Genomic DNA, 4,284 nt, shown 5'->3' on the forward strand with positions numbered 1-4,284 from the left:
AAATGGGAGTGATAATAAGTTTAGCTTCATTTTTTGTCGTCCAATTGTCGCTTAGTTTTTTATTTAAAAACCATTTAAAAAAGCCTACACAAAAGTGTAGGCTTGGACTCAAGGGTGTTTCTATTAGTGTCCTCCATGGCCATTGAGACCTTCAAGTTCTAATTTCTGATCAATAATTCCTTGTGTTTCAAAAGATATATCATCGAACGTTCCTAAAATGAAGCCGTGGTTATAAGGACCTTCCATCGGGTTGTTTTCAAATATCGGTTTAAGTGCAGAAAAATATTCGTACACTTCATCGGTCAATTCTCCTTCTTCCAGCCAAATCATTGGTGCATGTTTACCAAGATGCGCAAATGGGGCACCGGCTATAGCTAAATCAGGGGTATCAGTAGAAATGAAAGATAGACCATGACCCGGTTCATTAATTCCCCAACCGAAATCATTATCATCATCTCTAAATTGTGCAAAGGCAACTGAAAGTTCTGCTGGAGATTCACCTTCTATTCGTTCTACTTCCCCGTACTCGTTTAGTTCCTCTTCCACATTAGCACTGATTGCACTTTCACTGCCTAAAAGGTAGATATTAGCGTTTCCTTCTCGTTTCTCTAAGGCTTCTGATGTAGCCTCTGGTATTTCGTCGTTATCTACGTATAAAAGACTTTCATCCATGTGGGCAATCCAGTTTCCTGCCACTGTGGTTAACTCTCGCTTTCATTTTCCATGGAGCCAACTATTACGTTTTCTGGAGCTTCTCCAATAATTGAAGCATATGCTTCGTCTATTTCATAAGCAAAGGACGCTGGGTCATCTTCTTGTATTTGTTCTACGTTATACTCATCAAGTTCCTCAATGACTGAATCACTTACACTTCCCATGACTATAACTTCAACGCCTTCATCATTTCCTTTTGGCTGTAAACGACTAATTTCTTGGGATACAACCTCGGGAATATTATCAGATTCTATAAAAAGCGCAGGGCCATCATTAGGATGGTGGACCAAATTTAGACTTGCTAAAGAAACTTGCCAATTATCTTCTGGTACAAGAATGACCGTACCTGGCTGATTTTCCTCATAAACTGCAGGCCATACTGTTTGTGATACTTGAACAGCAAACTCAATCGTGTCATTGTTATCAATTCGAGTAATGTTTTTTGTCTGATTGTCGATTAAACCTTGTGTGGCATTTTCATTAAGGGTTTCAGGAGGAGTGGCCGCTTTCTCTCTTATTTCTTCTTCACTGCCACCCTCCATGTTATGATCCATGTCCCCATGATCCATATCTTCATGGTCCATGTCCCCATGGTCCATGCCTTCCTCCATATCTTCACTCTCTTCTTCTACGTTCTCATTCGTAGTATCCTCTTCAATCACCTCAGGTTCTTCCTCGTTATTACAGGCAGCTATGATAGCAAGAAGTCCTGCCGTACTAAGTACCTTAAAAATTTTCTTTTTCATTATAATCCTCCTTATTTATGATCTATGTATAGTAACAAAGGACATTATAGCAAGTAAATTTGAAAAAACTATGGAGATAGTTTGAGCTTCAACAAAGAAGTTGATTTCTAGTTTTCTTTGTAAGAGGCGAAAGCTATTAGTTGGCTAAAAGTAAATTCACCGGTACAATCACTACATATAATGGTAAGTGCTTCTTTCCTTCTTTTTTTCTTTTATAGATATCTCAAAATCCACTTTTTGTAGTGTATCATTTTAATTTTCTAAGTTGCAATTCGTAATACTGCTATTGTAAGCATGGTTAGAAGCAGCACATTCTATTTTTTCCTTGTGTGCGTTTCTTGCAGTGAAAGTGGTCTTGTTTTGGTTTATTTCTTTGGCTCTACTTCTTTTCTTCTGTTTTTTGATAATAATCATCTAAGTAGCTTCTGTTGGCGAATCCATTTTTTCGGCGGTACCATATAAGGAATAAAGAACTGAAAATAAGGATTAAAGATATAACCTGAGCAGTGCGAAGTACGTCAAATATCATTAAACTGTCTGTGCGTAACCCTTCAATGAAAAAACGTCCTACAGAATACAAAATGAGATAGGTGAAAAACAGTTCACCTTGTCTAAGGTTCACTCCCCGAAGCCAAAGCAAAATAGCCAAGACAGCAAAATTCCAAAGTGATTCATATAAAAAGGTTGGTTGATAATATGTTCCATTAATGTACATTTGATTAATAATAAATTCTGGAATCATAAGTGTTTCCAAAAACTCTCTTGAAACGGGACCTCCGTGAGCTTCTTGATTCATAAAGTTACCCCAACGGCCGACAGCTTGTCCCAATATAATGCCGGGTGCTACTAGATCTGTCAGCTTCCAGAAGGAAATGCCCCGTTTCTTAGAAAAGACAAATATAGTCACAAAGGCACCTAAAAGCCCTCCATGAATTGCAAGACCTCCTTCCCAAATAGCAAATACTCTTGCGGGATCATATATATATGTTTCCCATTCAAAGACCACATAGTATATTCGGGCGGACACAATGGCAATAGGGAAGGCCCACATTAAAAGGTCTGCAAATATCTCTTTCGATAATCCTCTTTTTTCAAACTCTCTAGAGACAAGAAGATACCCAAGGAATGCACCGAAACCGATAAGCAATCCATACCAATAGATTGTAAAAGCCCCTAGTTCAAAAGCGACACGATCATAGGGCTGTATTGCTAATAACATGTATTACACCTCCTTTTTTCTTTTTATGTTTTTCATAATGAACAGGTAAATTGTTGCCCTAAAAAAGACGGAACGGGTTAACAGAAAAAACCCTCATTCGCTTAAGCATATAAGAAAAATGTGATGGTTTCTTGAAGTCACAAAGATTTATTAAAAGCAGAAGAACCACAAACTGGGGGAAGTCAGTTTGCGGATGGAGAGAATTTTTCTATCTTTAATATTTAGTACATAGTATTTTTCTAACCACGGCTGTTTTGGGTTTTTGTCTGTTTGGGTATAGGGATAGGCTTGCCTATTAAAAACTGGGTGATTTGAAAAGGGGAGGCCAGTTTTGCAACCGTATAAGAACAAAACATACTAAAAGCAACAGCAAAGATAAAATAGACCAGTGGATTTAAAAAATCGATAGGTGGTAAATAAAAAAGAAAAAAGGTGTGTAGTAAATAAATATTAAAAGAGTACTTGCTTATTAAGAGAATAAAGTGGGGAACTTTCTTTACATATAAGGAAAAGAATATGATAGCTCCAATTACACTAGAAGTATAAAAGAGATTATCGATTCTCTTAGAGGAAACGACAGGTAAGATATCACTTCTCACTAATACAAACATAATTATCAAATTAATCATAGGAAAAAGAATAATTATTTTTTATATTTGATTACTAGTTCTTTTAGAGACTCATAATTTTTTCCACAATAGTAACCTAATACAAAGTAAAAGATCCATCCGACAAATGGCAACCAATGCCCCCTCTGCCAAATGTAATCACCTAAAGGTATAGCTAAAGGTTCAGTAAAGTTAAAAAATGATAAATAAACAACATTGATGATGAGGGAGACAAGAATCACTTTAACTGGTGACCAATTTTTCAAAAATTTATGTAGGAAAACATGTAAAATGTAAAACTGAAAAATAATTAAAATAAAGTAACCCGTATAACCCCCTAGAAAAACGTTAAACAATGACTCGCTTATAAATCCAGTCAGACTATCCGTTGTTATAAAGGCAAAGACTAGCCCATAAATACAAAGGGAAATAACAAATATTTTACACGCTTTAAAAAAAGCCGTGAGGCACCTTATTTGGGTAAGAGCGTGCTAGGAGTAATTCAGATATAAAGACGAATGCCGGGGTACCAAAAAAAGCAGCAAAGCGTACAGCAATTAAGAAATATTCTTCAAACTGAGACACAGTGTGTTCATAATTGGTTAAAGTAATATTTACAGAGTGAATGACAACTACGGCCAAACAGGCAATCGCTCTCACCCAATATATTTCGTTTATGATTTTTTTTCCAAGATCAACACCTCTCTACAAGGACAGACACGCACCTGAGGTGCTTTTTTATGCAGTATGCCCTTGTCCACACCTATTACATTCCTATAAGTTCTGTAAGGTTAAAAGTATAAATCTTAAATATGCAGAAAGTATGAAGTTATCAATGTTATTAAAGTGAATTCGTGTTTAAAAGAAAATAAAAAAATTTTTTACAAAAGGCTTAGGACCAGTCAGTTTATATTATTTAACTTGTTTTTTAAATGAAGTACTTCATTATTTCTTCAAAGAGCTATGAAATACTAGTAAAAAAGCAGAAGGAGGAATG

General features: G+C 35.9%; 4 protein-coding genes. All 4 read right to left on the bottom strand.

What is annotated here, in order from left to right; genetic code table 11:
- Positions 1-123: 123 nt before the first annotated feature.
- Positions 124-672, bottom strand: coding sequence for a cell wall-binding repeat-containing protein (locus JCM19033_RS26865; protein WP_269758462.1), 549 nt, complete (start codon positions 670-672; stop codon positions 124-126).
- Between the two features lie 29 nt (positions 673-701).
- A complete protein-coding gene (locus tag JCM19033_RS26870) occupies positions 702-1,460 on the bottom strand; it encodes a hypothetical protein (protein WP_269758463.1) in 759 nt (252 codons plus the stop codon).
- Between the two features lie 379 nt (positions 1,461-1,839).
- Complete coding sequence (lgt, locus tag JCM19033_RS21430) at positions 1,840-2,679, bottom strand: prolipoprotein diacylglyceryl transferase (protein ID WP_054637860.1); 840 nt, start codon at positions 2,677-2,679, stop codon at positions 1,840-1,842.
- 1,058 nt (positions 2,680-3,737) lie between these two features.
- Complete coding sequence (locus JCM19033_RS26875; protein WP_269758464.1) at positions 3,738-3,947, bottom strand: acyltransferase family protein; 210 nt, start codon at positions 3,945-3,947, stop codon at positions 3,738-3,740.
- Positions 3,948-4,284: the final 337 nt, after the last annotated feature.

The organism is Thalassobacillus sp. C254 (assembly GCF_001310615.1).

Bases quoted from the DNA above. Each gene is read 5' to 3' on its own strand.
- JCM19033_RS26865 (WP_269758462.1), bottom strand. From the start codon at position 672: ATGGATGAAAGTCTTTTATACGTAGATAACGACGAAATACCAGAGGCT.
- JCM19033_RS26870 (WP_269758463.1), bottom strand. From the start codon at position 1,460: ATGAAAAAGAAAATTTTTAAGGTACTTAGTACGGCAGGACTTCTTGCT.
- lgt (WP_054637860.1), bottom strand. From the start codon at position 2,679: ATGTTATTAGCAATACAGCCCTATGATCGTGTCGCTTTTGAACTAGGG.